The sequence below is a fragment of the Pantoea sp. Ap-870 genome (genome assembly GCF_011752515.1).
Classification (GTDB): Bacteria; Pseudomonadota; Gammaproteobacteria; order Enterobacterales; family Enterobacteriaceae; genus Pantoea; species Pantoea dispersa.
In genome coordinates this window covers 84,208-110,110 of record NZ_VWXG01000009.1, presented here as the reverse complement: position 1 = coordinate 110,110, position 25,903 = coordinate 84,208, and the positions used below count along the sequence as shown (strand labels likewise).

The window sequence follows — 25,903 nt, the reverse complement described above, 5'->3', positions numbered from 1 at the left end:
ATTTCATCTTCAAGGAAGCGACATGTTGCGACTCAACCGCCGCGATTTCCCCGGCGCACGCTATAACGAACGCGTGATCCAGTTCGGCGAAGGCAACTTTTTGCGTGCCTTTATCGACTGGCAGCTCGACTGGCTCAATGAACATCAGGGCACCGATGCCGGCGTGGTGGTGGTGCGACCGCGCAACCGGATGCAGACGGAGACGCTCAATCAGCAGGATGGCCTCTATACCACGCTGCTGCGCGGCCTGAATGAAGCGGGGCAACCGCTCAGTGAAACCCGGCTGATCCGCAGCCTTAATCGTGAAATCCAGCCTTATCAGCAGTTCGATGAATTCCTGGCTCTGGCACGCGCGCCGCAGATGCGTTTTGTGTTCTCCAATACTACCGAGGCCGGCATCGTGTTTGCCGAACAGGATCGGCTGGAGGATCAACCTGCGTCGTCGTTTCCCGGCAAACTGACGCAGCTTTTGTGGGCGCGTTATCAGCACTTTGCCGGTGCCGCCGATAAAGGCTGGCTGATCGTGCCGTGTGAGCTGATCGACCATAATGGCGACACGCTGCGCGCGTTAGTGCTGCGTTACTGCCAGCAGTGGCAGCTGCCAGCGGCCTTTGCGCAGTGGGTGACGCAGCACTGCGCCTTTTACAACACGCTGGTGGATCGCATTGTCAGCGGCTATCCGCCGGATGGCGCACAGATTGCAGCCCAACTGGGCTATGACGACCGCTATCTGGTGGCCGGGGAGCGCGACTACCAGCTGGTGCTTCAGGGACCGGATGCGCTGATGCACGAGCTGCAGCTGACGGCGCTGGCACCTGCCGTCAGGCGGGTGGATGACATCTCGCCGTACAAAGCGCAGAAGGTGGCGATCCTTAACGGGGCGCACACTGCGCTGGTGCCGGTAGCGTTTCAGGCCGGGCTGGCGAGCGTGGGCGAGGCAATGAACGATGCGCAGCTGGCCGCTTTTGTCGATGCGCTGCTGCGCGAAGAGGTGATTCCGACGCTGGATTTGCCGCGCGCCGAGCTGCACGCCTATGCGGATGCGGTGCAGCGCCGCTTTCGCAATCCGTTTATTCACCATGCGCTGCTGGCGATTGCGCTCAACGGCATGACCAAATTCCGCACGCGCCTGCTGCCGGCGCTGTTGCAGGCGCAGCAGCAGGGTGGCGACTGGCCGCCGCGCCTCATCTTTGCCTTTGCCGCGCTGCTGGCGTTTTATCGCGGCCAGCAGGATGACCGGCAGTGGCCGCTGCAGGATGACGCGCACTGGCTGCAGCGTTTTGCCCGGCTGTGGCCGGCGGTCCTCACCGATCAACTCACCCCGCAGCAGCTGGTGAGCGACGTACTGAGCGACGCGCAGCACTGGGGCGAAGATTTAACCCAGCGGCCCGGTCTGGTTACGGCGGTCAGCCAGCAGCTGCACAACATTCTCGTCCACGGCATGCGGACGGCCCTTAGCCAACTGAGATAACGCGATGCAACAGGCAATCAAAATACATTCACGCGACAACGTCGCCGTCGCGCTGCAGGATCTGGCGGCCGGCACCCAGGTTATCGTCGCAGAACAGCGGATTACGCTGCAGCAGGATATCGGGCGCGGCCACAAGTTTGCGCTGCAACCGCTCAACAGTGGCGAGCAGGTGATTAAGTATGGGTTGCCGATTGCCCATGCCACTCAGCCGATCGCCGTCGGCGAGCTGATTCACTCCAGCAACGCGCGCACCAATCTGAGCGATGTCGATGACTATCACTATCAGCCGGAACACCTTACGCTGCCACCGCAGGCGGCGGATCGTGAGGTACAGATCTATCGTCGCGCCACGGGTGAGGTTGGCATTCGTAACGAGCTGTGGATTTTGCCGACCGTCGGCTGCGTGAACGGCATCGCCCGGCAGATTGTGTCACGCTTCCTCCGGGAGAGTGACGACGCGGCCGGCATCGACGGCGTGCACCTGTTCAGCCATCCCTTCGGCTGTTCACAGCTGGGGCAGGATCACGAAAATACCCGCACCATGCTGCAAAATATGGTGCGTCATCCCAATGCCGGCGCGGTGCTGGTGATTGGACTCGGCTGCGAAAACAATCAGGTCGATATCTTTCGCGACACGCTGGGCGGCTTTGACAGCGAACGTGTGCAGTTTATGGAGTGTCAGCAGCAGGATGATGAAGTGGAAGCCGGCCTGCAGCGGTTGCATGCGCTGTACAACGTGATGCGTCACGACCGTCGCCAGCCGGGCAAACTGAGCGAGCTGAAGTTTGGTCTCGAATGCGGTGGCTCGGACGGCTTTTCCGGCATCACCGCCAATCCGCTGCTCGGCTGTTTCTCTGACCAGATGATCGCCAACGGCGGCACCACGGTGCTGACCGAAGTACCGGAGATGTTTGGTGCCGAGCGCATCCTGATGAGCCGCTGCCGTGATGCGGCGATTTTCGACAAAACGGTGGCGATGATTAACGACTTCAAGCGCTACTTTATCGATCATCAGCAGCCGATTTATGAAAACCCATCGCCGGGCAACAAGGCGGGCGGCATCACCACGCTGGAGGAGAAGTCGCTGGGCTGTACGCAAAAAGCCGGACAGAGTCAGGTGGTGGATGTGCTGAAATACGGTGAGCGGCTGCGCACGCCGGGGCTCAATTTACTCAGCGCGCCCGGTAACGATGCGGTCGCCACCAGCGCGCTGGCCGGAGCCGGCTGCCATATGGTGCTGTTTACCACCGGACGCGGCACGCCGTACGGTGGCTTCGTGCCCACCGTGAAAATCGCCACCAACACGCCGCTGGCGGAGAAAAAGCCGCACTGGATTGATTTCAATGCCGGACGACTGCTGGAGGGCACCTGCATGGAGACGCTGCTGGCGGAGTTTGTTGAGACTATTGTGGCGATTGCAAACGGCCAGCCGGCGCGTAATGAAGCGAATGATTTCCGCGAGCTGGCAATCTTCAAGAGTGGCGTGACGCTTTAATGCGTCAGCGGTTAAAGCGCGGCACCGGTGGGTGCCGCGACGCGGGTTAACCGGCGGTGCGAGGCTGACGTTCCGCTTCCGCCTGACATACGGCGGCGGTAAACAGAATGTCGGTCGAGGAGTTGAGTGCGGTTTCGGCGGAATCCTGCAGTACGCCGATGATAAAACCGACCGCAACCACCTGCATCGCCAGATCGTTAGGAATGCCAAACATGTTGCAGGCAACCGGAATCAGCAGCAGTGAACCGCCCGCCACGCCGGACGCGCCACAGGCACACAGCGAGGCGACAAGGCTCAGCAGAATAGCGGTGGGCACGTCCACGGCAATGCCCAGCGTGTGCACCGCAGCCAGCGTCAGTACGGTAATGGTGATTGACGCACCCGCCATGCTGATGGTCGCACCCAGCGGAATCGATACCGAATAAGTGTCTTCATCCAGATTCAGGCGTTTGGCCAGCGCCATGTTGACCGGAATATTCGCCGCCGAGCTGCGGGTAAAGAACGCCGTTACGCCGCTTTCGCGCAGGCAGGTAAACACCAGCGGATAAGGATTGCGGCGGATTTTCTGAAACACCAGCATCGGGTTGACCACCAGCGCCATAATCAGCATGCAGCCAATCAGCAGCGTCAGCAGGTGAGCATACTGCCACAGCGCGCCGAAGCCGGTTGAGGCCAGAATCGATGCCACCAGGCCAAAAATGCCCAGCGGCGCGCAGCGAATCACACAGCGCACCACCCAGGTTGCGGCATTCGACGCGTCATTCAGAAAGGCTTTGCTGCTCGGGCTGGCATGACGAAACGCCAGGCCAAGACCAACCGCCCACACCAGAATGCCAATGTAGTTGGCGTTCATCAGCGCTTCAATCGGATTGGCGACCATGCTCATCAGCAGGCCGTGCAGCACTTCGGTGATGCCGGACGGCGGGGTAATTTCGGTCGCGCCGACGTCCATCGACAGCGTCTGCGGGAACAGATGGCTGAAAATCACCGCGACCACCGCCGCGAAGAAGGTACTCAGCAGGTACAGCATAATGATCGGGCGAATTCTGGTTTTTTGCCCCTGCTGATGGTTGGCAATCGAAGAGATCACCAGCACCAGCACCAGCAGCGGTGCCACAGCTTTCAGCGCGCGCACGAACAGTTCGCCCAGCAGACCGACGGCTAACGCGGCATCGCGTGAAAGCCACGCCAGCGCCACGCCGGCAACCAGGCCAATCATGATTTGTTTTACCAGACTGCCTGAGAACAGGACGCCCAGCGGTCGAAGAAGATTATTTAGCATATTACGGTCTTTTTATCGCGGTATGAGTGTTGTGCGCGGTTGCTCCGCGCCAAACGGTTTGCCCGGCGGAGTATAAGGAAAAGAGCTGACGAGAAAAGAGATAATTCTGCCGGTGCGCGCCAGATCGGTTTTTTGATCTGCTGATGACTGGAAGTGTGACAGAGATATGAAACGCGAAGGTTGGCACTGGCGAAACAAAGCAGGGGCGATTAGCGCCCCTGCAGAAGATTATCGTGAGATGCCTTTCTGGTCGTTTCTGTGGTTTACCCAGGCGTTAATCAGCAGCGTACCGCTGAGAATCACGCCGACCACCGTCAGCGAAATCGCCACCGGAATGTGATAGAACTCGACAATCAGCATCTTGATACCGATAAACACCAGCACGATCGCCAGACCGTACTTCAGCATTGAGAAGCGCTCTGCCACGTTGGCCAGCAGGAAGTACATAGCGCGCAGGCCAAGGATGGCGAACAGGTTAGAGGTCAGCACGATGAACGGGTCGGTAGTGACGGCAAAAATAGCCGGAATACTGTCGACAGCGAAAATAACATCGCTTAGCTCCACCATAATCAGCACCAGCAGCAGCGGTGTGGCAAACAGCACGCCGTTTTTGCGGGTGAAGAACTTTTCGCCGTGCAGTTCATCGGTCATGCGCAGATGCTTACGCAGCCAGCGCACCACCGGCTTATCGCCGACGGCAGCGTCATCGCCCTCTTTCGCGAAGGCCATTTTGATGCCGGTAAACAGCAGAAAAGCGCCGAAGATGTAGAGGATCCAGCTGAACTGTGTGACCAGCCAGCTGCCGGCAAAGATCATGATGGTACGCAGCACAATCGCGCCCAGCACGCCGTAAATCAGCACGCGGCGCTGAAGATTAGACGGAATGGCGAAGTAGCTGAACAGCATCAGCCAGACGAAGACGTTATCGACCGCCAGCGCTTTTTCCAGTACGTAACCCGTCAGGAAAGCCAGGGTTTGCGCGGTTGCCACTTCGCGCCCGGCGCTACCGTCGAGATACCACCAGAACGCGGCGGCAAACAGCAGAGAAACGGAGATCCATACCAGCGACCAGACGGCAGCCTGTTTGAATGACATGGTTTGTGCGCCGCGTCGTCCCTGTAAGAAGAGATCGATCGCCAGCATGATGAGCACGACGACAGCGAAGCTGCCCCAGAGTAACGGTGTGCCTACAGAGTGCATAGTCGTATCCTGTCCTGAAAATGAAAAAACGGCTGAGTCAGAAGACGTCAGCCGCTTTATAGAGCTGCAAGCAAACCTCGCCTTCCGGCAAGGTCTCACTTACAACACAGAATCAATTCCGGGTTGCCTGACGACCGGATGCGCTACGCATCGTAATGACGATCGGTCAGCTTACAAGTTACTCCCCTTTGCTGCGGCCAACATACGTGCAACAGCGACCAGATTCAATGGGGAGGCTGTAATATTTTGCAATATTTACACTTCTTTCCGATCCGCCGGAAACACCACGCCGGTCTGGCGACGAATCTCTGTCAGCAACCGGGCGGTTATGCGTGACACCTCCAGCGCAGGGTGCTCCACCTGGCGCGTTTCCACCAGCCGGGCAAAGGTCTCTGCTTCATACAGCATAGTATTGATGTGCTGTGGCTGCGTCAGGTTCTGGCTCTCGCCGCCGCGCGGAATCAGGCGCAGCTGCTGGCACTCGGAAATTTTCTCTATCACCAGCGAGCCGGCTTCGCCCTGGATTTCGCTGGGAATCAGGGAATCACTCACTTTTGAGTGCAGCAGCGTGACGTCGAAATCGCCGTAGTCCAGCACTACCACGCCGTGCGCATCGACGCCGCTTGCCAGCAGCGAGGCCTCAGCTTTCACCTGCTGCGGCGCGCCCCACAGGGTAACGGCAGCGGCGAGACAGTAGTAGCCAATGTCCATGATCGAACCGTTGGACCAGCGCGGGTTGAAGGTATTTGGGTTCTCACCGTCGAGATAGCGCTGATAGCGTGACGAGTACTGACAGTAGTTGAACAGCGCTTTGCGCAGTGTGCCCAGCTGCGGCAGTGCCTGTTGCAGGCGCAGGAACGTCGGCAGACTGGCGGTTTTGAACGCCTCAAACAGCACCACCTGATGCTGACGCGCACAGGCAATCATCGCCTCAGCTTCACGCAGGTTAGAGGCCAGCGGTTTTTCGCAGATGACGTGTTTGCCGTGCGACATGAACAGCAGCGCCTGCTCACAGTGCAGCGCATTGGGGCTGGCGATATACACCGCGTCGATTTCCGCACTTGCCGCCAGCGCCTCGAGTGAGGTAAAGGTCAGCGGACAGAGATAATCCGCGACAAAGGCGTCGGCCTGCTGCTGGCTGCGTGAATAGACGGCGCTCAGTTTCATTTTACCGCTCTCATGCGCGGCGTCGATAAACTGGCGGGTGATCCAGTTGGTTCCCACAATGGCAAAACGTATCACGGCTGGTTCTCCTTCACTCTGAAAGCGGCAGAGTAGCATGTTCCCTGGCGGCGCAGGCAGGCGAAATTTGATCCTGCGATCCGCATTCCAATATGATGATGCCAAACCCTTTTTTAACCGACATGCGGGGACGCCGGGTGAGCGGAAGCAAACACGCACTGAACTGGACCACACTGCTGATCGCCATTCCGGTGGGCCTGGTGGCCTCGCTGGTCACGCTGGCGTTTCGCGGCATCATCGATCTCATCAATCATTTGCTGTTTCACAGCGACAGCGAAATCACGGTCGCGATGCACGTCTGGCCGTGGATCTTCTGGCCGCTGCTGGTGGGGGCGGGCGGGCTGCTGGCCGGCTGGTTCCTGCGCTACGCGGTGGCGATTGAGCAGCAGGAGACGGTGAAAACCGATTACCTTGAAGTGATTAACGCGCGGCTGGATGCGGTGCCCACCAAAACCTCGCTGTTTCGCGCGCTGTCGTCGATTGCCAGTATCGGCAGCGGGGCATCGATTGGTAAAGAGGGGCCAATGGTGCAGCTGTCGGCGCTGAGCGGCAGCCTGCTGGGGCGCTGGCTGCCAGCGTCCCTCAATATGCGCAACAGCGACATCGTCGCGATGGCGGCGGCCGCCGGTCTGTCGTCGGTGTATCACGCCCCGCTGGCGTCGGCGATTTTTGTCGCGGAAATCGCGTTTGGCATCTCTGCGCTACAGCGGCTGATACCGCTGATTATCGCCTCGGCTGTGGCGGTAATGACCATGTGGTCACTGGGCTTTCGCAGTGCGCTCTATCCGCTCTCCGACACGCTGTTTCAAATGGATCTCACCAGCCTGCTGATGACGGTAATCATTGGGTTTGCTGCGGGCGTGGCAGGCTGGCTATTGATCAAGCTGATTGCGCGCAGCAAAGCGTTGTTCAGCCGCGTGCGCTCGCTGCCGCTCAGGCTGGGCGCAGGTGGTTTTGCGGTTGGCTTACTGGCGCTGATCTCCACCGATATCCTTGGTAACGGCTATGAAGTGATCGTGAAAATCATTGAAGGCAACTATCTGCTGGCGGGTTTGCTCGGCCTGCTGGTGCTGAAAATGCTGGCTACTACGCTCTCGGTTGGCTCCAACGCGGTAGGCGGCCTGTTCACGCCCTCATTATTGATTGGTGCGCTGCTCGGCGTGGCGCTGGCGCAGACTGGCGTGCTGCTGCATCTGCCGGTGGGCAATACGCTGCTGTATGCGGCGGTGGGTATGGCGGCGGTGCTGGCGGCGGTCAGTCAGGCGCCGCTGATGGCGATGCTGATGGTGCTGGAGATGACGCTCAACAGCAGCCTGCTGTTCCCACTGATGATCGCCTCGGTACTGGCGTCAATGCTGGTCTACCGGCTGCAGTCCGCCAGCACCTATCCGGTGGTAAGCCATCACCTTAATCGTTCAGAAGCGAAATATGATTTTGATAATATGCGGGTTGATCAGCTGATCATCCCCGGCGCGGCGCTGCAGCCGGCGGAATCGGTCGGGCAGGCGCTGGCGGTGAGTTCACTCAAGCGCGAGCGCTACGTCTACGTCATTAATCAGGCCGGTCAGTTTCTTGGCGTAGTATCAATTCATGATATTTCGCGCAAAGTGCTGGCACAGGAGATCACGCTGGATTCGCCGGTCAGCAGCGTGATGAATGATAATTTCCCCTGCATTTACCAGCACCAGAGCATGCGTGAAGGCTGGGAGGCGTTTGCACGCGTGACGCTGGAGCGTTTACCGGTGCTGAATAATGCGCAGGAGCGTCGCTTCCTTGGCGCATTAACCAAAACCAGTCTGATCCAGAAAGCGCAGGAGTTTCTTTAGGCCGCGTTGCCGCGCAGCGCCTGTTCGGTCATCCACAGGCGCGCGTCGAACTCCAGCTGGTGGTAGTCCGGTTCCATGTGGCAGCACAGCTGATAAAAGGCTTTGCTGTGATCTTTCTCTTTCAGGTGCGCCAGTTCGTGCACCACGATCATGCGCAGAAAGGGTTCCGGCGCGAGGCGGAAAAAGGTCGAGATACGAATTTCAGCCTTGGCTTTCAGGTTACCGCCCTGCACGCGGGAAATGGCGGTGTGCAGGCCAAGCGCATGCTTCATCACTTTGATTTTATTATCCCAGATGACCTTGCTGACCGGCGGCGCGCTGCGCATATAGCGGTTTTTCAGCGCCTGCGTGTAGTCATAAAGCGCGCGGTCGCTGACGACGTCGTGCCTATCGGGATAGCGCTGCTGCAAAAAGGCGGCTAATCGCTGATTATCAATCAGCAATTGCACCTGTTCGAGGATGTTTTCAGGGTAACCCTGCAGATAGATTAATGACATTGGGATTCCCGACGAAAGACAGTATACTGCGCCCCCTTTTCAGGGCGAAAATCGCGCAAAGTGTACCACGCCGGAGATTCCATGAGCCAACTTGAACTGACCGATCGCACGCTGACGCTTCAGCGCTTCCCGCCGATGCGCGAAGAGAGCCCGCTACAGGCGTGGGACGCCGCAGATGAATATTTGCTGCAGCAGGCGCTGCCGGCAGGCCCGGTGCTGGTATTCAATGACAGCTTTGGCGCGCTGACCTGCGGGCTGAACGATCGGGAAATCTGGCACGTCAGCGACTCGTGGCTCAGCCAGCAGGCCGCCCGGCAGAATCTGCGTCTCAACAGTCTGGATGAAGCGTCGGTACACTTTCTTGATAGCCTGGCGCCGTTGCCGGCTGCCCCGGCGGCGGTACTGATTAAGCTGCCCAAAGCGCTGGCGCTGCTTGAGCACCAGCTGCGCGCGCTGCGGACGGTCGTCACGCCGGATACCCTGATTCTGGCGGCCGGTAAAGCCAAAGATATCCACAATTCCACGCTGCAGCTGTTTGAACGCATTCTTGGTGCGAGCAAAACCTCGCTGGCGTGGAAAAAAGCGCGTCTGATTTACAGCCATTTCAGCGCCCCGGCGCTGGCGGACGTGCCGGCGACCACCGTGTGGCCGCTCGACGAGACGCCGTATCACATCCACAATCACGCCAATGTGTTCGCCCGCGCCGCGCTGGATATTGGCGCGCGCTTCTTTCTGCAACATCTGCCGCACGATATTGAGGGCGAAATCGTCGATCTCGGCTGCGGTAACGGCGTGATCGGCCTGCAGGCACTGGAACAGAATCCGCAGGCCGAGGTGCTGTTCGTCGATGAATCTTACATGGCGGTGGCTTCCAGCCAGCTTAACGTTGAGCTCAACCGGCCACAGGATCTGGCGCGCTGCCAGTTTCGGGTTAACAACGTGCTGAGCGGTTTTCCGTCGGACCGGCTGCATGCGGTGCTGTGCAATCCGCCGTTCCATCAGCAGCACGCGGTGACCGACCACCTGGCGTGGCAGATGCTGCGTGACGCCAAACGCTGCCTGCAGTATGGCGGCGAGCTGCGCATCGTCGGCAACCGCCACCTTGGCTATCATCAGAAAATGAAGAAGCTGTTTGGCAACTGCGAGCTGGTGGCCTCTAACGCCAAATTTGTGGTGCTGCGTTCGGTCAAGCTGCGTTAATCACAGGCTGAGCGCCAGCTCAGTGGCCTGAGCAATGGCGCGCCGTGCGTCCAGCTCCTGCGCGACGTCGGCACCGCCGATCAGCCGCACGGCTTTGCCGCGTGCGGCCAGCGCCTGCGCCAGCGTACGCAGCGGTTCCTGTCCGGCGCAAATCACGATGTTATCTACCGCCAGCGTCAGTGCTTCCCCCTGATGGCGCAGGTGCAGCCCGTCATCATCAATCTTCAGATATTCGACATCGCCCCACATCTGCACGCCGTGCGCCTGCAGGCTGGCGCGATGGATCCAGCCGGTGGTTTTCGCCAGCCCGGCGCCCGGCTTACCGGATTTACGCTGCAGCAGCCAGATCTGGCGGTCGGCGGGAGCCGGCTGTGGACGCACTAAACCGCCGCGCGCCTGCAGGCTGCGATCGATGCCCCAGCTTTGGTAGAAGTCTTCCTCGCGATCGGCGTGCTGCAGCAGAAACTCCGCGGTGTCGAAACCAATGCCGCCGGCACCGATAATCGCCACGCGCTGGCCAACTGGTTTTTTGTCGCGTATCACCTCGAGATAGCTCAGCACGCTGGGGTGATCGATGCCCGGAATCGCCAGCTGGCGCGGTGTGATGCCGGTCGCGATGATAACTTCATCCGCCTGTTCCAGTTCGTCGGCGCTGACGCGATGATTCAGGCACAGCTCAACGCCTGCGGCTGCCAGCTGATGGCGGAAATAGCGCAGCGTTTCGCTGAACTCCGCTTTGCCGGGGATCTGGCGGGCAATATTAAACTGGCCGCCAATCTGCGCATCGGCTTCATACAGGGTGACGTGATGGCCGCGCTGCGCCGCCTGCAGCGCGAACGCCATACCGGCCGGACCGGCACCCACCACCGCCAGCCGTTTTGGCTGCGCGACGGCGATGACCGGCATCAGCGTTTCATGACAGGCGCGCGGATTGACCAGGCAGGAAGTGACCTTACCGGCAAAGATTTGATCGAGACAGGCCTGATTACAGGCGATGCAGGTATTGATGGCGTCGGGCTGGCCCGCCTGCGCTTTGCTGACAAACGCGGCATCGGCAAGAAATGGCCGCGCCATCGACACCATGTCGGCAATACCGTCGCGCACAATCTCTTCCGCCACCTGAGGATGATTAATACGGTTGGTAGCGATAACCGGTACGCTGACGTGCTGGCGCAGATGCTGCGTGACCCAGGCGAAACCGGCACGCGGCACGCAGGTGGCAATGGTGGGAATGCGGGCTTCATGCCAGCCAATGCCGCTGTTGAACAGCGTCACGCCGCGCTGCTCCAGCGCCGTGGCAAGCTGCAGCGTCTCCTGCAGCGAGCTGCCGTTATTCACCAGGTCGAGCATCGACAGGCGAAAAATAATAATAAAGGCATCACCGACGGCGGCGCGCACCGCCTGCGTCACTTCCAGTGCAAAGCGCTGCCGCCGCGCCACATCACCGCCCCAGCCGTCGTCGCGCTGATTGGTATGGGCGACCAGGAACTGATTAATCAGGTAGCCTTCGGAACCCATGATTTCGACGCCGTCGTAACCGGCCTGCTGCGCCAGCCGGGCGCAGCGCGCGAAATCCGCGATGGTTTGTTCAATCTGCGCTTCACTCAGTGCCTGCGGTGTAAACGGGTTGATGGGCGCCTGTAACGCCGAGGGCGCCACCAGATCGCGCTGATAGCTGTAACGTCCGGCGTGCAGGATCTGCAGCGCAATTTTGCCCCCCTGTGCATGTACTGCATCGGTTATCTGGCGGTGCCAGCCGCACTGGGTTTCGTTTGTGAGCATGGCTCCGCCCTGCGCCACCACACCCTGCGCATTCGGCGCGATGCCGCCGGTCACAATCAGCGCAACGCCTTCCCGGGCGCGCTCGGCGTAGAAGGCAGCGAGGCGCTGTGCGCCATCAGCATGCTCTTCCAGACCGGTGTGCATTGAGCCCATCAGGAAACGGTTTTTCAGTTGCGTAAAGCCCAGATCCAGCGGGGCAAACAGATGCGGATAACGCTCAGTCATGATCACTTACTCAGTGAGTGGTCGGATGAGTGAACTCTAGCGGGAAAAGTGCGGGCTGGAAATTTGCGGCGCTCAGCCTGTGAGAAACATCAAAAAAAAGCAGGGCGGCAAGTCGCAGACGAAAGTATCGGACCACTTTCGCCAGGCACGGGAAGAAACCTGCGCGCCCTGTAATGGCATGAAGATTGGGCTAATAAATTAGCTCTGTGGTTATAAATTCCTGTATGACTCAATCTCTATAACAATCCCGGGTGAGGACGAGGTGATGATGCCATGCCTCAGTCGAATTAATCCGCAAGACTGGTCTTGATTTTGGCTTCAGCAGGCACCGTTTCGCCGTGCCAGTTCGATAATATCGACCAGATTCTTTGATTCGAGCTTTTGAAAAATTTTAGTTTTATAAGTACTGATGGTTTTGTTATTTAATCCTAATTCACAGGCAATGATTTTATTGGATTTTCCCTGCGCCAGCTGACGTAAAATAAGCGTTTCCCGCTCGGTCAGGCGCGACAGCATATCCTGTTCATTAACATAGCGCTGGCGCCGGTCAAGAATATCGCCGGGCAGATAATTTACATTGTTAAATACGCAGCCAATGGCGGCGATCAGCGTCTGAATCGGATCGTATTTCGACACGAAGCCGTTAGCACCCTGACTAAGCGATTGTATAAGCAGGTGATTGTTACTGCTCTGACTGAGCAGAATGACTTTCATCCAGGTTTTAGATTTTACGATATCGCGTAAAAAGGCGATGCCATTTTTCTCTTTAAAATCAGGATCTAAAATCAGGATGTCGATGTGCTGATGAATAACATCGTCAATACCATCATTAATTGTGTTTGCTGTAGTGACACAATTAAAGCCATTCATTAATAATAAAGCCTGCACCCCAGCCGCAACAAGGCGATGCTCATCAACGATGAGAATTTTTGCATTAAACATAGATCTCCCTTTTACGACACCGATATGATGGCGCTGGCGGACATTATGTCTGGCGGCTTATCCCGGCGAACCGAGAAATGTCTTGATAAGATTATGTTTTTATAAAACCTGCTGATTTTTCAGCCGATATTGTTCAAAGATAATTAATGTTTCATTGACGGTGTTTATCTCGCACGCGATGGCGGCAATCAGCTGCGCGACATCGTGTCCTTCCTGCTGGTGTTTCTCCAGCTTGCGCCCCAGCTCCATCAGCGCGCTGGCGTTAAGAATGCTGGCACCGCCTTTCAGCTTATGACCAAGCTGTGACAGCGCGTGAGCATCAGTGGTTTGCTGCAGCGCCGCCAGCAATTCATCGTGGCTGGTGCGAATACTTTCCAGCAGGGTGGTGCAGCTGGCAGGATCGCGCTCAGCCAGCTGCATCAGCAGCGGCGCAAAAGTCGGAACCGCCGCAGGGGCCGGCAGCGCGGCAGCGGGGATGTCAGCAGCAGGTTGCCCGGTCACGCCGGCGGCAGCCTCGCTGTCAGGCGCGTTTGGCGTGCGGCGCGGACAGTGGGTGATTTGCGCCAGCAACGTATCCAGATTCAGCGGCTTGAACAGACAGTCGTTCATGCCAGCCTGCAGGCAGCGCTGCATGATGTGCTGCTCGGCGGAGGCGGTCAGGCCGTATAGCGTGATCGGCGGCAGATGATGGTGGCGTTCATGCTGGCGCAGCGCCTGGGCAAATTCAAATCCGTTCATGCCGGGCATATTGCAGTCGGTAATGATCAGGTCAAAACGCAGCGGATCCTGCTGCCACAGCTTCAGCGCTTCGACGGCGCTTTCGCTCACCACCACCTGATGGCCCGCCAGCTCCAGCTGTTTACCCAGCAGCAGGCGATTAGGCGCATGATCATCAATCACCAGCACCGACAGCTTGTCGGTGACCAGCGGCTGTGACAGATGCGGTTGGGTTTGATCGCGCGGTTCGCCGGCCGGCGCGCGGAAGTAGAAGGAGAACACCGACCCTTCACCTGGCGTACTCTCCACAATCAGTTCGCCATCCAGCAGTTCTGCCAGATTGCGGCAGATGCTCAGGCCAAGACCGGTGCCAATCTGCTGCTGCTGACGTTCACCGACCTGGACAAAAGGCTCAAAGATCGCCTGCTGCTGCTCTTCGGTCATGCCGCAGCCGTCATCACTCACTTCTATGACGAACTCACAGCCTTCCTCTTCCTGGCCAATCCCCTGCATCAGCACCACGGTTACGCTGCCGCGATCGGTAAATTTAATGGCGTTACTCAACAGGTTAGACAGGATCTGGTTGATCATCAGCGGATCGGTTTGTACCCAGTAGGCCGCGATGTCCATTTCTACGCGCAGATCGATCCCTTTGCTTTCGGCCTTGTTGCGAAACAGTGTCACCGCCTGATCGATCACATCCGGCAGGTAGACGGTTTCCGGCGTGGGTTGATACTGGCCAGATTCGATCTTTGACAGATCGAGGATATCGCCGATCAGCGACAGCAGCGCACGCGCCGAGCTGTAGGCGACGCGAATATTTTCTGACAGCGTCTCACACGGCTGCGAGCGGGTTTCCAGCTCCAGCAGACCAATGATGGCGTGCAGCGGCGTGCGGATCTCATGGCTCATGCTGGCGAGAAACTCACTTTTGGAGCGGTTGGCTTTGTCTGCGGTGTCCTTGGCCAGCTGCAGCTCCTGCAACAGCGCGTTACGTTCGGTGACATCGACCCAGCCGCCGATCACCCCGGCAACTTCCCCCAGCCGATCGCGAAACGGCAGCGTCCAGTGGTACAGATGGAAGGCCTGCTGGCCAAACATCAGCTGGACGTCGCGCATTACCGCTTCACCATCCAGCAGTGTCTGCTGATAACCATCTTCGATGGTGTGAATGCTGGCGTTATTGGTGTTGAATACGTCCGACAGTCGTTTGCCGATTACCTCGTCGCGTTTGATGTGCAAAAAGCGCAGATAGGCATTATTACAATCCACCAGCCGCGTTTGCTTATCGCGGATGTACATCGCCACCGGCGAGTCATTAAACAGCGTGTGGGTAAAATTGAGCTGATTTTTCAGCGCATTCTCGGCCTGCATACGCTGCTGAATCACTTTGCGCAGATGGTGGTTCCACAGCAGGATCAGCACAATCAATCCCAGCGATACCGAAACGATCAGCAGAATCGTTTGCTTGTAATTCTGCCACGAGCCGCTGAGAAACGGCGGTTCCGCCTGACGCCACTGCGCCATCAGCTTAAACAGGGTTTCCGGTGGGATGGCCAGCAGCGCTTTATCGAGAATACTGATCAGCGTCTCATTGCCGGGCTCAACGCGCATCACAAAGCGCGCGGGATCGGCGCCCAGTGTACCCTCGACGATCAGCCCGCTGCCAAAATGGTTGCGCAGATGGTAGTCGGCAAAAATTTTCGGCACGATCACCGCATCGACCTTGCGCGCCAGCAGCTGGCGCAGCGCATCCAGCGGACGATCGGTATCGCTGACCGACAGGTGCGGATAGTGCTCCTGCAGCCAGCTTTTCATTAGCGAATTTTTTAGCATCAGCGCCGAACCAAACGGAAAGGTGTCGCGCGCCATAATGTTTCCCGGCTGCTGATTGCGAATGATCACCCAATGCGATACCAGCCACGGACGCGTAATCAGAGCCGGTTGTGCTTCGAACTGTGGCTCCAGAATTTCCAGCGGAAACAGCTTTGGCAAAGGACGTCCGCCGGGGTGTTCATGACTGGCGTGCGCTACAAAATTCAGGCCGGTCTGGCTGGTGATCAGCTCCAGCACGTCCGGCGCCATACCGCGAAACTGTTCTGCTGGCGTCCGGCTGCTGAGCGGTGCCTGCGCCAGCGGCAAGGTGGTCTCGATGTGAATGTTGTTTTGTAGCCACTGCTCTTCGTCGGCGGTCAGCGCCAGCGGATTACGTTGCAGTACATGATGGGGATCGAGTTGCCAGCGTTTGGCAATCTGCATGCGGATAGACAGCGGAATCTGCGGCAGCGCCTGGTTGATGGCGTCGGCCAGCGCAGGATACAGCGGACTGATGCCGAAACCGACGTTGAGCGGAATCGTATGCTCATCGGCCAGAATAGTAAGCGCGTTGGCAAACAGATAGCGGTTGAGGTGCGTCAGCGTCGCCGCATTTCCCCAGACGCGCGCCGTCTGGCCATAAACGGTGGCGGCGACGGCATCATAGTAGCCCGGGAAACGCACCAGCTGCGCGTTTTCGTATGTCTCTTCCAGGTACTGGCGCTGCAGCGGCGTGCCTGACCAGGCGATTTGCTCGGGCATGCCGTTATTGAGAAAAAGGTCGCTGTCGGTCTTTAGTCCCATCACGCTGTAATCCAGCATCCACGGGGCGCTGGCCAGCAGCGGCTGCGACTGTGACGACGGCTGGGCGACGTAAATCGCCAGCATATGCATTTCGCCTTGCAGTACCGCCTGCTGCGCGGCGCTATGACTGGGGAAGTGATAAAGCTCAATGCTGGTCTCCAGCATGCTTTGAATCAGCGACAGGTAGTCGGCGCTCAGGCCTTCGAAGCGGCGCGTATCGGTATCCATATATATCGGTGGCTGTGCTTTACCGGCCACCGCGACTTTAATTACTTTATTTCGAAAGGCAGAAGAGATGGGCTCCGCCAGCTGCAGCGCGGGCTGGGCGGTATCGTAACGCGCTAAAAGCTGCAATGGTTTGACCTGCGCCTGCAGCGCGCCGCCAAAAAAAATAAACAGGACCACGCCCGCCAGACGGATGAAATTAACAGGATTAAACACCGTGCGTTCCTGAAGAAAATAAAGTCATTAATGCCGATAAGGGAAAAGGAGTATAAAGAGATTTTTCCCGCCTGCCTGATCTAATGCCGCATTAAGGATATTTTGCGACCATTCTCGAATGTTTAACTTATTATTAACATTCATGATTTTTTTTAGATATTGCTTTTGCTTTGATTTCAAATATTTCAACGGTTTATCCATAAAATGACCTTTCAAGACAATTCTTATGTGGTCCTTTCACAGAGTTACGTCAGAATTTTCGCAGTTTTTCCGGGGCCGCTCACCGCTGCTGTCCATTCATCCGGTAAAACTACCTTTTAATTAGCGGTAATAAGTTAAACGCGTAAGCAAAATTCTAATTTTTGTTAACCTGGTGACGTTTGGTTTAAACCGTTGCAAGCGATTTTCCCGGCAGCGGTCAGCGCATACTTTCAGGTCATTTTCACTGGTGTGGTTATCAGTACTGGACAAAATTGAGACTGTAATAAAGGAATAAAAGAATGGTATATGCACATAATAAACAGGTGCGTGTCGCTGTCCTTGATGATCACCCGATGGTTCGTACCGTTTTCGAGTTATGCCTGAAACACGAACCCGATATTCATCTGGTCGGGACCTGGTCTTCAAGTAATGAACTGTTTAGTCAGCTGCGCAGCACCACGGTGGATGTGCTGGTGCTGGATTTTTTGCTGGGCGAGCGGGAACTGGATGGCCTGGCCCTGGTGAAACAGCTGCGAAATCACTATCCGCAGCAAAAGATATTGATCTCATCGTCCATGGAGAGTCCGGCGATTGTCAAAATGGTGCTGAGCGCCGGCGTTAAGGGCTTTATTGGAAAAAGCCACAATATGCAGGAGATCGTCCAGGCGATTCGCCAGGTGGCGCAGGGGCGGCTATTCCTGTCGCAGGAAGTGGCGTACGAGGTGGAAAACCTCTACGTGATGAATGAAGACGCCATCAACGAAAACCTCGATCTCTCCAGCAAAGGCAATATGTACGAGAAGGTCAAAACCCTCAGTCCGCGCGAAGTAGAAGTGGTGCGCTGTTTTCTGGATGGACTTAGCGTGTCGCAAATTGCCGTGAAGTTTAAACGCAGCCGCAAAACCGTCAGCGGACAAAAGCAATCGGCGCTGAAAAAGCTCGGCCTGCGCTCGGATTCGGAATTGTTCAAATACAGCCACGACCTGATGTCGGGCAGCTAATCTTTCTTTAAGGCGGTCAGGGATGGCCGCCGTCTGCTTTTCCGCCTCTCTGCATCACGTTCCCGGTAACAGCCGTTTTGTAACATCGCGTTGAGTGATGTTCGTCACAGTTTCGCCGGCCGTATCCGGCTGTGATAGCCCCCATTGCTACAGCACTGAAGGGGCTACAATGAACATTGAAACGCAATCCTGCGTCATTACCGGTAAAAAACAGGTCAGCGTCGCACAGCAGCAGGTGCAGTGGGACGGCACCGGCACGCTGGTACGCATCACGCGCGGCGGCATCTGCGGGTCCGATCTGCACTACTATCAGGAAGGTAAAGTCGGCAGCTTTGAAGTGAAGATGCCGATGATCCTCGGCCATGAAGTGATCGGCTACGTGGTGGAGAGCGACGATCCGCAGCTCCAGCCCAATCAAAAAGTGGCGGTCAATCCCTCAAAGCCGTGCGGCAGTTGTAAATACTGTCTGCGCGAGCAGCAAAATCAGTGCACCTCTATGCGCTTTTTCGGCAGCGCCATGTATCTGCCGCACGTGGATGGCGGCTTCACGCAATACAAAGTGGTCGATAGCGCGCAGTGCGTGCCGTTTCCGCAGGAGGCCGATGACAGCGTGATGGTGTTTGCTGAACCGCTGGCTGTGTGCATCCACGCCACGCAGCAGGCGGGCGATCTGAGCGGCAAAACCGTGTTCATTTCCGGCGTCGGGCCGATTGGCTGTCTGATTGCCGCCGCTGCCAAAGCCCGCGGAGCCGCGGAGATTATTTGCAGCGATATCAGCGAACGCTCGCTTAGCCTGGCGCAGCAGATGGGCGCGACCGGGGTGATCCACGCGGCTGACGGTGATTTCACGCCCTACCTTGCAGATAAAGGCTTCTTTGATATCGCTTTCGAGGCTTCCGGCCATCCGTCTTCGCTGCAGCGCTGTCTCGACGTGGTATGCGCCAAAGGCACGCTGGTGCAGGTTGGCATGGGCGGTACCATTCCGGATTTTCCGCTGATGACGCTGATCGCCAAAGAGATCAATCTGGTCGGTTCTTTCCGTTTCACCCACGAATTCAACACGGCGGTTGACTGGCTGGCACGCGGCGTGGTCAATCCGCTGCCGCTGTTCAGCGGAGAATATGACTTACAGGATATCGACGCGGCACTGCAGTTTGCCGGTGATAAAACCCGGGCGGCGAAAGTCCAGTTAACGTTTTAAGGAGTCAGTATGAGTCAGCTATTTTCCCTGACGGGCAAGCGTGTGCTGCTCACCGGTTCGGCGCGCGGCATCGGTTTTCTGCTGGCGCGCGGTCTGGCGGAGGCGGGCGCGGAAGTGATCATCAACGCCACCACCGGGGACGGCGCAGAGCAGGGCGCGGCGAAACTGCGCGAGCTGGGTTATCACGCGCGGGCGAAAGCCTTTGACGTCACGCAGTCGGCGCAGGTTCAGCAGGCGGTGGAGGAGATTGAAAGTCAGTGGGGCGCGATTGATATCCTGGTGAACAATGCCGGCATTCAGCGCCGCCGGCCGTTTCTTGAGTTTCCCGAGCAGGACTGGAACGACGTGATTGCCGTCAACCAGACAGCAGTGTTTCTGGTGTCACAAACCGTGGCGAAAAGAATGGTGCAGCGTCAGCGCGGAAAAATCATCAACATCGGCTCAATGCAGAGCGAACTGGGGCGCGACACCATCACGCCGTATGCCGCCTCCAAGGGCGCGGTCACCATGCTGACGCGCGGCATGTGCGTGGAGCTGGCGCGCCACAATATTCAGGTTAACGCCATTGCACCGGGCTATTTCGTCACCGAGATGACCCAGACGCTGGCTGACGATCCGGCCTTCACCGGCTGGCTGACCAAACGTACGCCGGCCGCACGCTGGGGCAAGCCGGAAGAGCTGATTGGCGCGGCGGTGTTCCTGGCGTCGGGCGCATCTGATTTCGTCAATGGCCATCTGCTGTTTGTTGATGGCGGTATGCGCGTCGCCGTGTAATGCCGTGGCGCGGCTGGCGTAATTGCCGGCGCACGCCTAAACCTTAAACACCCCTCTGTCTTCCTAAGGATAATAAAAAATGCCAATAACCATAATTGTGCTGGGTGTGATACTGCTGCTGGTTCTGATGATTGTCTTCAAGGTCAACGGCTTCATTGCGTTGGTGTTTGTCTCGGCGGTGGTAGGTATCGCCGAAGGCATGACGCCGCTCAATGTGATGGCCTCGATTCAGAAAGGTATTGGTTCCACGCTCGGCGGCCTGGCGATGATCCTCGGCTTTGGTGCCATGCTCGGGCGGCTGGTGTCCGACACCGGCGCTGCCCAGCGGGTGGCCACCACGCTGATTGCCGCGTTCGGTAAACAGCGGCTGCAGTGGGCGCTGGTGGTCACCGGACTGATCGTCGGTCTGGCGATGTTCTACGAAGTCGGCTTTGTACTGCTGCTGCCGCTGGTGTTCACCATCGTTGCGGCGGCCGGACTGCCGCTGCTGTACGTCGGCGTGCCGATGGTGGCAGCGCTGTCGGTGACACACTGCTTCCTGCCGCCGCATCCCGGCCCAACCGCCATTGCCACCATCTTTGGTGCCAATCTCGGCACCACGCTGCTGTACGGCTTAATCATTACCATCCCGACGGTGATCATTGCCGGCCCGATTTTCTCAAAATTCCTCAAAAGCTTCGAAAAGTCGCCGCCGGAAGGGCTGTATAACCCTAAAATCTTCACCGAAGAGGAGATGCCGGGCTTCTTTATCAGCATCTTTGCCGCGGTGATTCCGGTAGTGCTGATGGCGATTGCGGCAGTCTGCGAACTGACGATGCCGAAAGAGAATGCGCTACGCCAGTTCTTTGAATTTATCGGCAACCCGGCGGTGGCGCTGTTTATCGCCGTGGTAATTGCGGTGTTTACCCTCGGTCTGCGCAACGGGCGCAAAATGGAGCAGGTGATGGATATGTGTGGCGATTCGATTGCCGCCATCGCCATGATCGTCTTTATCATTGCCGGCGGCGGCGCCTTTAAGCAGGTGCTGGTGGATAGCGGTGTCGGTAACTATATCGCCGATCTGATGAAAGGATCGTCGCTGTCACCGCTGCTGATGTGCTGGACGGTGGCGGCAATGCTGCGCATCGCGCTGGGATCGGCCACCGTCGCGGCGATCACCACCGCCGGCATCGTGACGCCGATCATTGCCGCTACCCATACCGATCCGGCGCTGATGGTGCTGGCGGTTGGTTCAGGCAGCGTGATCGCCTCGCACGTGAACGATCCCGGTTTCTGGCTGTTCAAAGGCTATTTCAACCTGAGCGTGGTTGAAACGCTGAAAACCTGGACGGTAATGGAAACGCTGATCTCCATCCTCGGCCTCGCCGGTGTGCTGGCTCTCAACGCCATCATTCACTAAGGCTCGTGCTTCACAAGGAGGTGAAGCGTGCTTACGCGCGGCGGCGAATCCACGAGAAACGTGACTGATAGCCGCTGTCAAAATGGGTGTTATAGCGATAGCTCGAACCCGCCTCTGCCATGCAATAAGTACACACCGCCACGCGATCAATCTGCGCCGCCGGAATGCCGCGCTGTAACAGCAGGTCCTGCGCCAGCTGAGGCAAATCAAACCATACTCCCTGATGATGTGCCCGCGCCTGAGGGCGGATCGCCTGCGGATTCCGCGGCTGTTGCTGTGACCAGCTTAGCGCCGGCAGGTCCGGGCGCTGCTGCATCTGTGCGATGCGATCGACGCCCAGCTCATAGCAGCACGGGCCGATTGCCGGACCGATCGCCACCAGCAGGGATGCCGGCGTCGCGCCACCCGCCAGCAGCTGATCGAGGGCACTGCTCAGCACGCCGCCGAGCGTACCCTGCAAGCCGGCATGTACCGCCGCCACCTGATGCGTTTTCACATCGGCAAACAGCACCGGCAGACAGTCAGCGGTGTAAACCGCAACCGGCTGATGATCGTCACTGATCACCCCATCGGATTCACAACTTTTCGGCGGCCGGTTTTGCCCGGCCAGCACCACTTTTGCGCTGTGCCGCTGCTGTCCGTACGCCGCAGCGGCCGGTGCCGGCTGACCGGCAGGCTGAAAGGCATACTCCAGCCAGCGTTGACTCTCCAGCAGCGCCGAGCGCGGCCCGCGATTATCCATAAGTGTCTCCTGTGACCTGACCCCGGTTTTCCTCTGCCCACAGCTTACGTTAACTGCTACATTTTTAAAGCTTTACAAAAACTGACCATAATCACTTAAGGACGACATGATGAAAAACACCTCCTGGCTGGCCGCGGCAGGCCTGATTGCCCTGACGCTCACCGGCTGTGCCCAACCGCAAAAACAGCAGGCTCAGCAGCAACTCGGTCAGCAGTCGGTGCTGGCAGTCAACTGGTTCCAGCAGTCTGGCGAGTATCAGGCGCTGAGCTGGCAGGCGTTCAATACGGCACGCATGGCATTTGATAACGCTCCTTCGCTCACCGGCAAACCCAAAGCGGTGATTGTTGATCTGGATGAAACCATGATCGATAACAGCGCCTACAGCGCGTGGCAGGCAAAAAACGGCCAGCCGTTCTCCGGGAAAACCTGGTCAGCGTGGACGCAGGCGCGCCAGGCGACCGCGGTGCCCGGTGCCGTCGAATTTGCCAACTACGTGAATAGCCACGGCGGCACCATGTTCTACGTCTCGAACCGCGATCAGAAAGACTACGCGGCCACGGTCGATAACCTCAACAAGCTGGGCTTCAGCGGCGTAAGCGACAAAACCGTGCGTCTCAGTACCGGCAACTCCAATAAACAGGCGCGTTTCGACGCGATTAAAAACGCCGGCTACAACGTGGTGCTGTATATCGGCGATAACCTGAATGACTTCGGCGGTGCCACCTGGCATCAGGGCAACGCCCAGCGCCAGCAGTTTGTCACGCTCAACCATCAGCGTTTCGGCACCCAGTTCATTGTGCTGCCCAATCCACTGTACGGCGACTGGGAGAGCGGCATGGCTGAAAACTACAATAAGTTAACCCCGGAACAGCAGCTGCAGGTGCGTGAATCCCGCATGAAAGCCTGGAACGGTAAATAATTCGTCAAGCGAAATAGCGCCTGCCCTGGCGGGCGCTTATCGCAGGCAGTCAGCGCCATTGATATTTACGTTTCTTTGTAATTATTATTCTGCTTATCATTTTCCCGATCTCTTACTTAATCCTTCCGCCGCCTTCAGTGAAATATCATCGCAAATAACGTTAAAACCAGCTGATAACACTATTCATAAATTTAGTAATTAGGATTTTTCTCAGCGAGCAGAGCGTAATCCACTATACCAGCGTAAAGGCGTAAAAGTTTTACGTGTATATATTTGTCAGTGCATCCGAAATGCGTTTTAAAAAATATTATTAATAGACTGATTATATTTATTTTTAATGAAATTCCTGCTGATTGCGTCACTTGCATTAACTTACTTTTTCATGACATTTGCTGACACTTATTTTACATAAGGTCGCTTCTTCTGCCGGGCTGAAATATTCCTGGTGCAAATCAATTCATAAGCGTCTATAACCAATTTCTGTGAGAAAGCGCCGTATTCACCTGCCACAGAACGCTAAAACCGTGCTGCGCCATGCATTTATTTGCCCGGAAGCGCTATTTGCGGATACAGAGAGAAGATAATTGTGACGACCCTTAAACCCTTATTAGCGAAAAATCGCAGTTGGGCACTCCAGCGCCGCGAGCGTAATCCAGATTACTTTGAACAATATCTGCATCAGCAGAAACCCCACTCCTTATGGATTGGCTGTTCCGACAGTCGCGTACCGGCAGAAGTGCTGACCGGCTCGCATCCGGGCGAGCTATTCGTGCACCGCAATATCGCCAATATGGTACTACCCGATGATGACAACTTTCTCAGCGTGCTGCAGTACGCGATTTTTTATCTCGGCGTCGAGCGCATTGTGCTGTGCGGTCACTACGGCTGCGGCGGCGTGCAGGCGGCGCTGGGTCTGCCTGCCAGCCCGTTAGCGCAGGAGGATTCGGCGCTCGCCAGGCGCATTGCCGCGCTGCGCCGCGCGTTGCAGCAGGGATTAGTGGCCTATCACGCCAGTCCCGCGCAGGAAGAGGAGAGCAGTAAGCTTAACCAGCTGGTTGAAGCCAATGTCATCGCCCAGTTTAGCCAGCTGGTGCGCTGCGAGCCGGTGCAACAGGCCTGGCAGGCCGGACAGCAGCTGGATGTATTTGGCTGCGTTTATGACCTGCAGTCCGGCCATCTGAAAGAGTTAATACAGCAATCGTCAGAGGAACCCTCATCATGAATCTGCAAACGCTTCGTCAGGATATTCCTGCTGGTCTGGTGGTGTTTCTGGTGGCGCTGCCACTGTGTCTGGGCATCGCGCAGGCCAGCGGTCTGCCGCCCTTTGCCGGTCTGCTCACCGGGGTGATCGGCGGTCTGCTGGTTACCGCGCTCAGTCCCTCGCGCTTTGCCGTGAGCGGCCCGGCGGCGGGGCTGGTGACCATTGTTGTGGCCTCAATCCAGACGCTCGGCAGCTTTTCCGCGTTTCTCACTGCGCTGATTCTGGCTGGCGTGCTGCAGTGCATGCTCGGCCTGCTGCGCGCCGGTCGTTTTATCTCGCTGGTGCCGGGCAGTGTCATCAAAGGGATGCTGGCGGCCATTGGCCTGCTGTTGATTATGCAGCAGATTCCGGTAGCGCTGGGCGCCGCGAGCGATGCCGGTCTGCAGTCGCTGGTCAGCGGTGAGTTTTCGTTTTCGCTCAGCGCGATGCTGGTGGCCGGTAGCGGGCTGCTGATTCTGTGGCTGTGGACCACGCCCGCGATCAAAGCGGTTAAAGCGCTGAGCTGGATCCCCGGCCCGCTGGTGGCGGTGCTGTTTGGCTGCCTCGCCACGGTGTTAGGCGATCGCCTCTTTCCCAGCCTCGGCGAAGGCCTGCCGCGTATCGTACTGCCGGCGTTTGACAGTATGTCGGCGCTGGTGGCGGAGCTGGAAACTCCTGACTGGCTGGCGTGGCAGAATCCGTCGGTGTGGGTGGTAGCGATTACGCTGGCGCTGGTGGCCAGCCTTGAAACGCTGCTCAGCCAGGAGGCGCTGAAAAAACTGCGTCCGCAGCACCCGGCGCCGTCACCGAATAAAGAGATGTTCGCGCAGGGCATCGGTAACCTGACCGCCGGCTTGCTCGGCGCGATGCCCATTACCGCGGTGATTGTGCGCAGCTCGGTCAACGTCAGCGTTGGTGCACAAACCAAACTGTCGATTCTGCTGCACGGCGTGCTGCTGCTGATTTGTGGCTTGTGGTTCAGCGCCCTGCTTAACGCGATTCCGCTCGCCAGCCTGGCCGCGGTGCTGCTGTATACCGGCTACAAGCTGGCAACGCCGCGCCTGTTCGTCGAACAGATTCGCATGGGCGCGCAGCAGTACGTGCCGTTTCTTGCCACCATCGGCGGTATCATTGTGTTTGGTATGCTGGCCGGGATTGGCATCGGTATCGCGACGCAGATTCTGTGCAGCATCTACCAAAGCCACCGCAACGCGCTGCAGCTTACCCGCTATGACGACCATTACGTGCTGCGCTTTCAGCAAAACCTGACCTTCATGCACAACCCGAAGTTGCAGGGGCTGCTGGCGGAGATCCCGGAAAATAGCGTGGTGATTGTCGATCACGATAACGCCGAGTATATGGATCCGGACGTGAAAGCGGTGCTGCAGGATTTCGGGGATAGCGCCGGTGAGCGCGGCATCCGGCTGAGCCAGTGGCCGGTAGCGGTGAAATAACGCTACCGCGCGCAGTCATGCAGTTTTTTTCGC

Annotated in this window: 19 protein-coding genes; 11 read left to right on the top strand and 8 right to left on the bottom strand. The window is 57.7% G+C overall.

Features of this window, described 5'->3' with window-relative positions; genetic code table 11:
• Positions 1 to 22: 22 nt before the first annotated feature.
• Both F3J41_RS19305 and F3J41_RS19300 read left to right on the top strand, forming a co-directional pair.
• Complete coding sequence (locus F3J41_RS19305) at positions 23 to 1,471, top strand: tagaturonate reductase (protein WP_166712138.1); 1,449 nt, start codon at positions 23 to 25, stop codon at positions 1,469 to 1,471.
• A 4-nt stretch (positions 1,472 to 1,475) separates the two neighbouring features.
• Positions 1,476 to 2,966 (top strand): UxaA family hydrolase, encoded by a 1,491-nt coding sequence (locus F3J41_RS19300; protein ID WP_166712136.1) that lies wholly within the window; start codon positions 1,476 to 1,478, stop codon positions 2,964 to 2,966.
• A 46-nt stretch (positions 2,967 to 3,012) separates the two neighbouring features.
• On the opposite strand, the gene sstT is transcribed toward F3J41_RS19300, so the two are convergent.
• The 3 genes from sstT to F3J41_RS19285 all read right to left on the bottom strand — a co-directional run bounded on the left by sstT (position 3,013) and on the right by F3J41_RS19285 (position 6,690).
• The gene (sstT, locus tag F3J41_RS19295; protein ID WP_058771322.1) at positions 3,013 to 4,248 is read right to left on the bottom strand and encodes a serine/threonine transporter SstT; all 1,236 of its coding nucleotides are present in this window, start codon (positions 4,246 to 4,248) and stop codon (positions 3,013 to 3,015) included.
• A gap of 228 nt (positions 4,249 to 4,476) precedes the next feature.
• Entirely contained in the window at positions 4,477 to 5,448 is a 972-nt protein-coding gene (locus F3J41_RS19290) for a TerC family protein (RefSeq protein WP_166712134.1), read from the bottom strand.
• Positions 5,449 to 5,703: 255 nt separating this feature from the next.
• Positions 5,704 to 6,690 (bottom strand): Gfo/Idh/MocA family protein, encoded by a 987-nt coding sequence (locus F3J41_RS19285; protein WP_166712132.1) that lies wholly within the window; start codon positions 6,688 to 6,690, stop codon positions 5,704 to 5,706.
• Between the two features lie 137 nt (positions 6,691 to 6,827).
• Between F3J41_RS19285 and F3J41_RS19280 the strand changes: the two genes are divergently transcribed.
• Complete coding sequence (locus F3J41_RS19280; RefSeq protein ID WP_166712130.1) at positions 6,828 to 8,516, top strand: chloride channel protein; 1,689 nt, start codon at positions 6,828 to 6,830, stop codon at positions 8,514 to 8,516.
• Here F3J41_RS19280 and F3J41_RS19275 read toward each other — a convergent pair.
• Positions 8,513 to 9,013, bottom strand: coding sequence for a M48 family metallopeptidase (locus tag F3J41_RS19275; RefSeq protein WP_166712128.1), 501 nt, complete (start codon positions 9,011 to 9,013; stop codon positions 8,513 to 8,515). The two genes, F3J41_RS19280 and F3J41_RS19275, sit on opposite strands and share 4 nt — an antisense overlap.
• An 81-nt stretch (positions 9,014 to 9,094) precedes the next feature.
• Here F3J41_RS19275 and rlmG point away from each other — a divergent pair, with 81 nt between their 5' ends.
• Entirely contained in the window at positions 9,095 to 10,213 is a 1,119-nt protein-coding gene (gene rlmG, locus F3J41_RS19270) for a 23S rRNA (guanine(1835)-N(2))-methyltransferase RlmG (protein WP_166712126.1), read from the top strand.
• On the opposite strand, the gene F3J41_RS19265 is transcribed toward rlmG, so the two are convergent.
• From F3J41_RS19265 to F3J41_RS19255, 3 genes are all read right to left on the bottom strand, one after another.
• A complete protein-coding gene (locus F3J41_RS19265) occupies positions 10,214 to 12,220 on the bottom strand; it encodes an NADPH-dependent 2,4-dienoyl-CoA reductase (RefSeq protein ID WP_166712124.1) in 2,007 nt (668 codons plus the stop codon).
• Between the two features lie 318 nt (positions 12,221 to 12,538).
• Positions 12,539 to 13,162 (bottom strand): response regulator transcription factor, encoded by a 624-nt coding sequence (locus tag F3J41_RS19260; RefSeq protein WP_021509694.1) that lies wholly within the window; start codon positions 13,160 to 13,162, stop codon positions 12,539 to 12,541.
• Between the two features lie 99 nt (positions 13,163 to 13,261).
• Positions 13,262 to 16,939 (bottom strand): ATP-binding protein, encoded by a 3,678-nt coding sequence (locus tag F3J41_RS19255; RefSeq protein ID WP_166712122.1) that lies wholly within the window; start codon positions 16,937 to 16,939, stop codon positions 13,262 to 13,264.
• A 500-nt stretch (positions 16,940 to 17,439) separates the two neighbouring features.
• Between F3J41_RS19255 and F3J41_RS19250 the strand changes: the two genes are divergently transcribed.
• The 4 genes from F3J41_RS19250 to F3J41_RS19235 all read left to right on the top strand — a co-directional run bounded on the left by F3J41_RS19250 (position 17,440) and on the right by F3J41_RS19235 (position 21,515).
• Positions 17,440 to 18,141: a response regulator transcription factor gene (locus F3J41_RS19250; protein ID WP_058759838.1), complete on the top strand. Its 702-nt coding sequence runs from the start codon at positions 17,440 to 17,442 to the stop codon at positions 18,139 to 18,141.
• Positions 18,142 to 18,310: 169 nt separating this feature from the next.
• Positions 18,311 to 19,342 carry an L-idonate 5-dehydrogenase gene (gene idnD / locus F3J41_RS19245; protein WP_166712120.1) on the top strand — a complete coding sequence of 344 codons (1,032 nt, stop codon included), beginning with the start codon at positions 18,311 to 18,313 and terminating at the stop codon, positions 19,340 to 19,342.
• A 9-nt stretch (positions 19,343 to 19,351) separates the two neighbouring features.
• Entirely contained in the window at positions 19,352 to 20,116 is a 765-nt protein-coding gene (gene idnO / locus F3J41_RS19240; RefSeq protein ID WP_166712118.1) for a gluconate 5-dehydrogenase, read from the top strand.
• Between the two features lie 79 nt (positions 20,117 to 20,195).
• A complete protein-coding gene (locus F3J41_RS19235) occupies positions 20,196 to 21,515 on the top strand; it encodes a gluconate:H+ symporter (protein WP_058771315.1) in 1,320 nt (439 codons plus the stop codon).
• Between the two features lie 31 nt (positions 21,516 to 21,546).
• On the opposite strand, the gene F3J41_RS19230 is transcribed toward F3J41_RS19235, so the two are convergent.
• Entirely contained in the window at positions 21,547 to 22,257 is a 711-nt protein-coding gene (locus tag F3J41_RS19230) for a polyphenol oxidase family protein (RefSeq protein ID WP_166712116.1), read from the bottom strand.
• 109 nt (positions 22,258 to 22,366) lie between these two features.
• On the opposite strand from F3J41_RS19230, the gene F3J41_RS19225 reads away from it, so the two are divergent.
• From F3J41_RS19225 to F3J41_RS19215, 3 genes are all read left to right on the top strand, one after another.
• Entirely contained in the window at positions 22,367 to 23,176 is an 810-nt protein-coding gene (locus F3J41_RS19225) for a 5'-nucleotidase, lipoprotein e(P4) family (protein WP_058771313.1), read from the top strand.
• 580 nt (positions 23,177 to 23,756) lie between these two features.
• The gene (locus F3J41_RS19220; RefSeq protein ID WP_166712184.1) at positions 23,757 to 24,398 is read left to right on the top strand and encodes a carbonic anhydrase; all 642 of its coding nucleotides are present in this window, start codon (positions 23,757 to 23,759) and stop codon (positions 24,396 to 24,398) included.
• A 2-nt stretch (positions 24,399 to 24,400) separates the two neighbouring features.
• Positions 24,401 to 25,870 (top strand): SulP family inorganic anion transporter, encoded by a 1,470-nt coding sequence (locus F3J41_RS19215; protein ID WP_136545726.1) that lies wholly within the window; start codon positions 24,401 to 24,403, stop codon positions 25,868 to 25,870.
• Positions 25,871 to 25,903: the final 33 nt, after the last annotated feature.

What these genes read in the sequence shown, in the direction of transcription:
- F3J41_RS19235 (WP_058771315.1), top strand. Translation starts at nt 20,196, where the DNA reads ATGCCAATAACCATAATTGTGCTGGGTGTGATACTGCTGCTGGTTCTG.
- F3J41_RS19225 (WP_058771313.1), top strand. Translation starts at nt 22,367, where the DNA reads ATGAAAAACACCTCCTGGCTGGCCGCGGCAGGCCTGATTGCCCTGACG.
- sstT (WP_058771322.1), bottom strand. Translation starts at nt 4,248, where the DNA reads ATGCTAAATAATCTTCTTCGACCGCTGGGCGTCCTGTTCTCAGGCAGT.
- F3J41_RS19300 (WP_166712136.1), top strand. Translation starts at nt 1,476, where the DNA reads ATGCAACAGGCAATCAAAATACATTCACGCGACAACGTCGCCGTCGCG.
- F3J41_RS19305 (WP_166712138.1), top strand. Translation starts at nt 23, where the DNA reads ATGTTGCGACTCAACCGCCGCGATTTCCCCGGCGCACGCTATAACGAA.
- rlmG (WP_166712126.1), top strand. Translation starts at nt 9,095, where the DNA reads ATGAGCCAACTTGAACTGACCGATCGCACGCTGACGCTTCAGCGCTTC.
- F3J41_RS19250 (WP_058759838.1), top strand. Translation starts at nt 17,440, where the DNA reads ATGGTATATGCACATAATAAACAGGTGCGTGTCGCTGTCCTTGATGAT.
- F3J41_RS19265 (WP_166712124.1), bottom strand. Translation starts at nt 12,220, where the DNA reads ATGACTGAGCGTTATCCGCATCTGTTTGCCCCGCTGGATCTGGGCTTT.
- F3J41_RS19275 (WP_166712128.1), bottom strand. Translation starts at nt 9,013, where the DNA reads ATGTCATTAATCTATCTGCAGGGTTACCCTGAAAACATCCTCGAACAG.
- idnO (WP_166712118.1), top strand. Translation starts at nt 19,352, where the DNA reads ATGAGTCAGCTATTTTCCCTGACGGGCAAGCGTGTGCTGCTCACCGGT.
- F3J41_RS19260 (WP_021509694.1), bottom strand. Translation starts at nt 13,162, where the DNA reads ATGTTTAATGCAAAAATTCTCATCGTTGATGAGCATCGCCTTGTTGCG.
- F3J41_RS19230 (WP_166712116.1), bottom strand. Translation starts at nt 22,257, where the DNA reads ATGGATAATCGCGGGCCGCGCTCGGCGCTGCTGGAGAGTCAACGCTGG.
- F3J41_RS19290 (WP_166712134.1), bottom strand. Translation starts at nt 5,448, where the DNA reads ATGCACTCTGTAGGCACACCGTTACTCTGGGGCAGCTTCGCTGTCGTC.
- idnD (WP_166712120.1), top strand. Translation starts at nt 18,311, where the DNA reads ATGAACATTGAAACGCAATCCTGCGTCATTACCGGTAAAAAACAGGTC.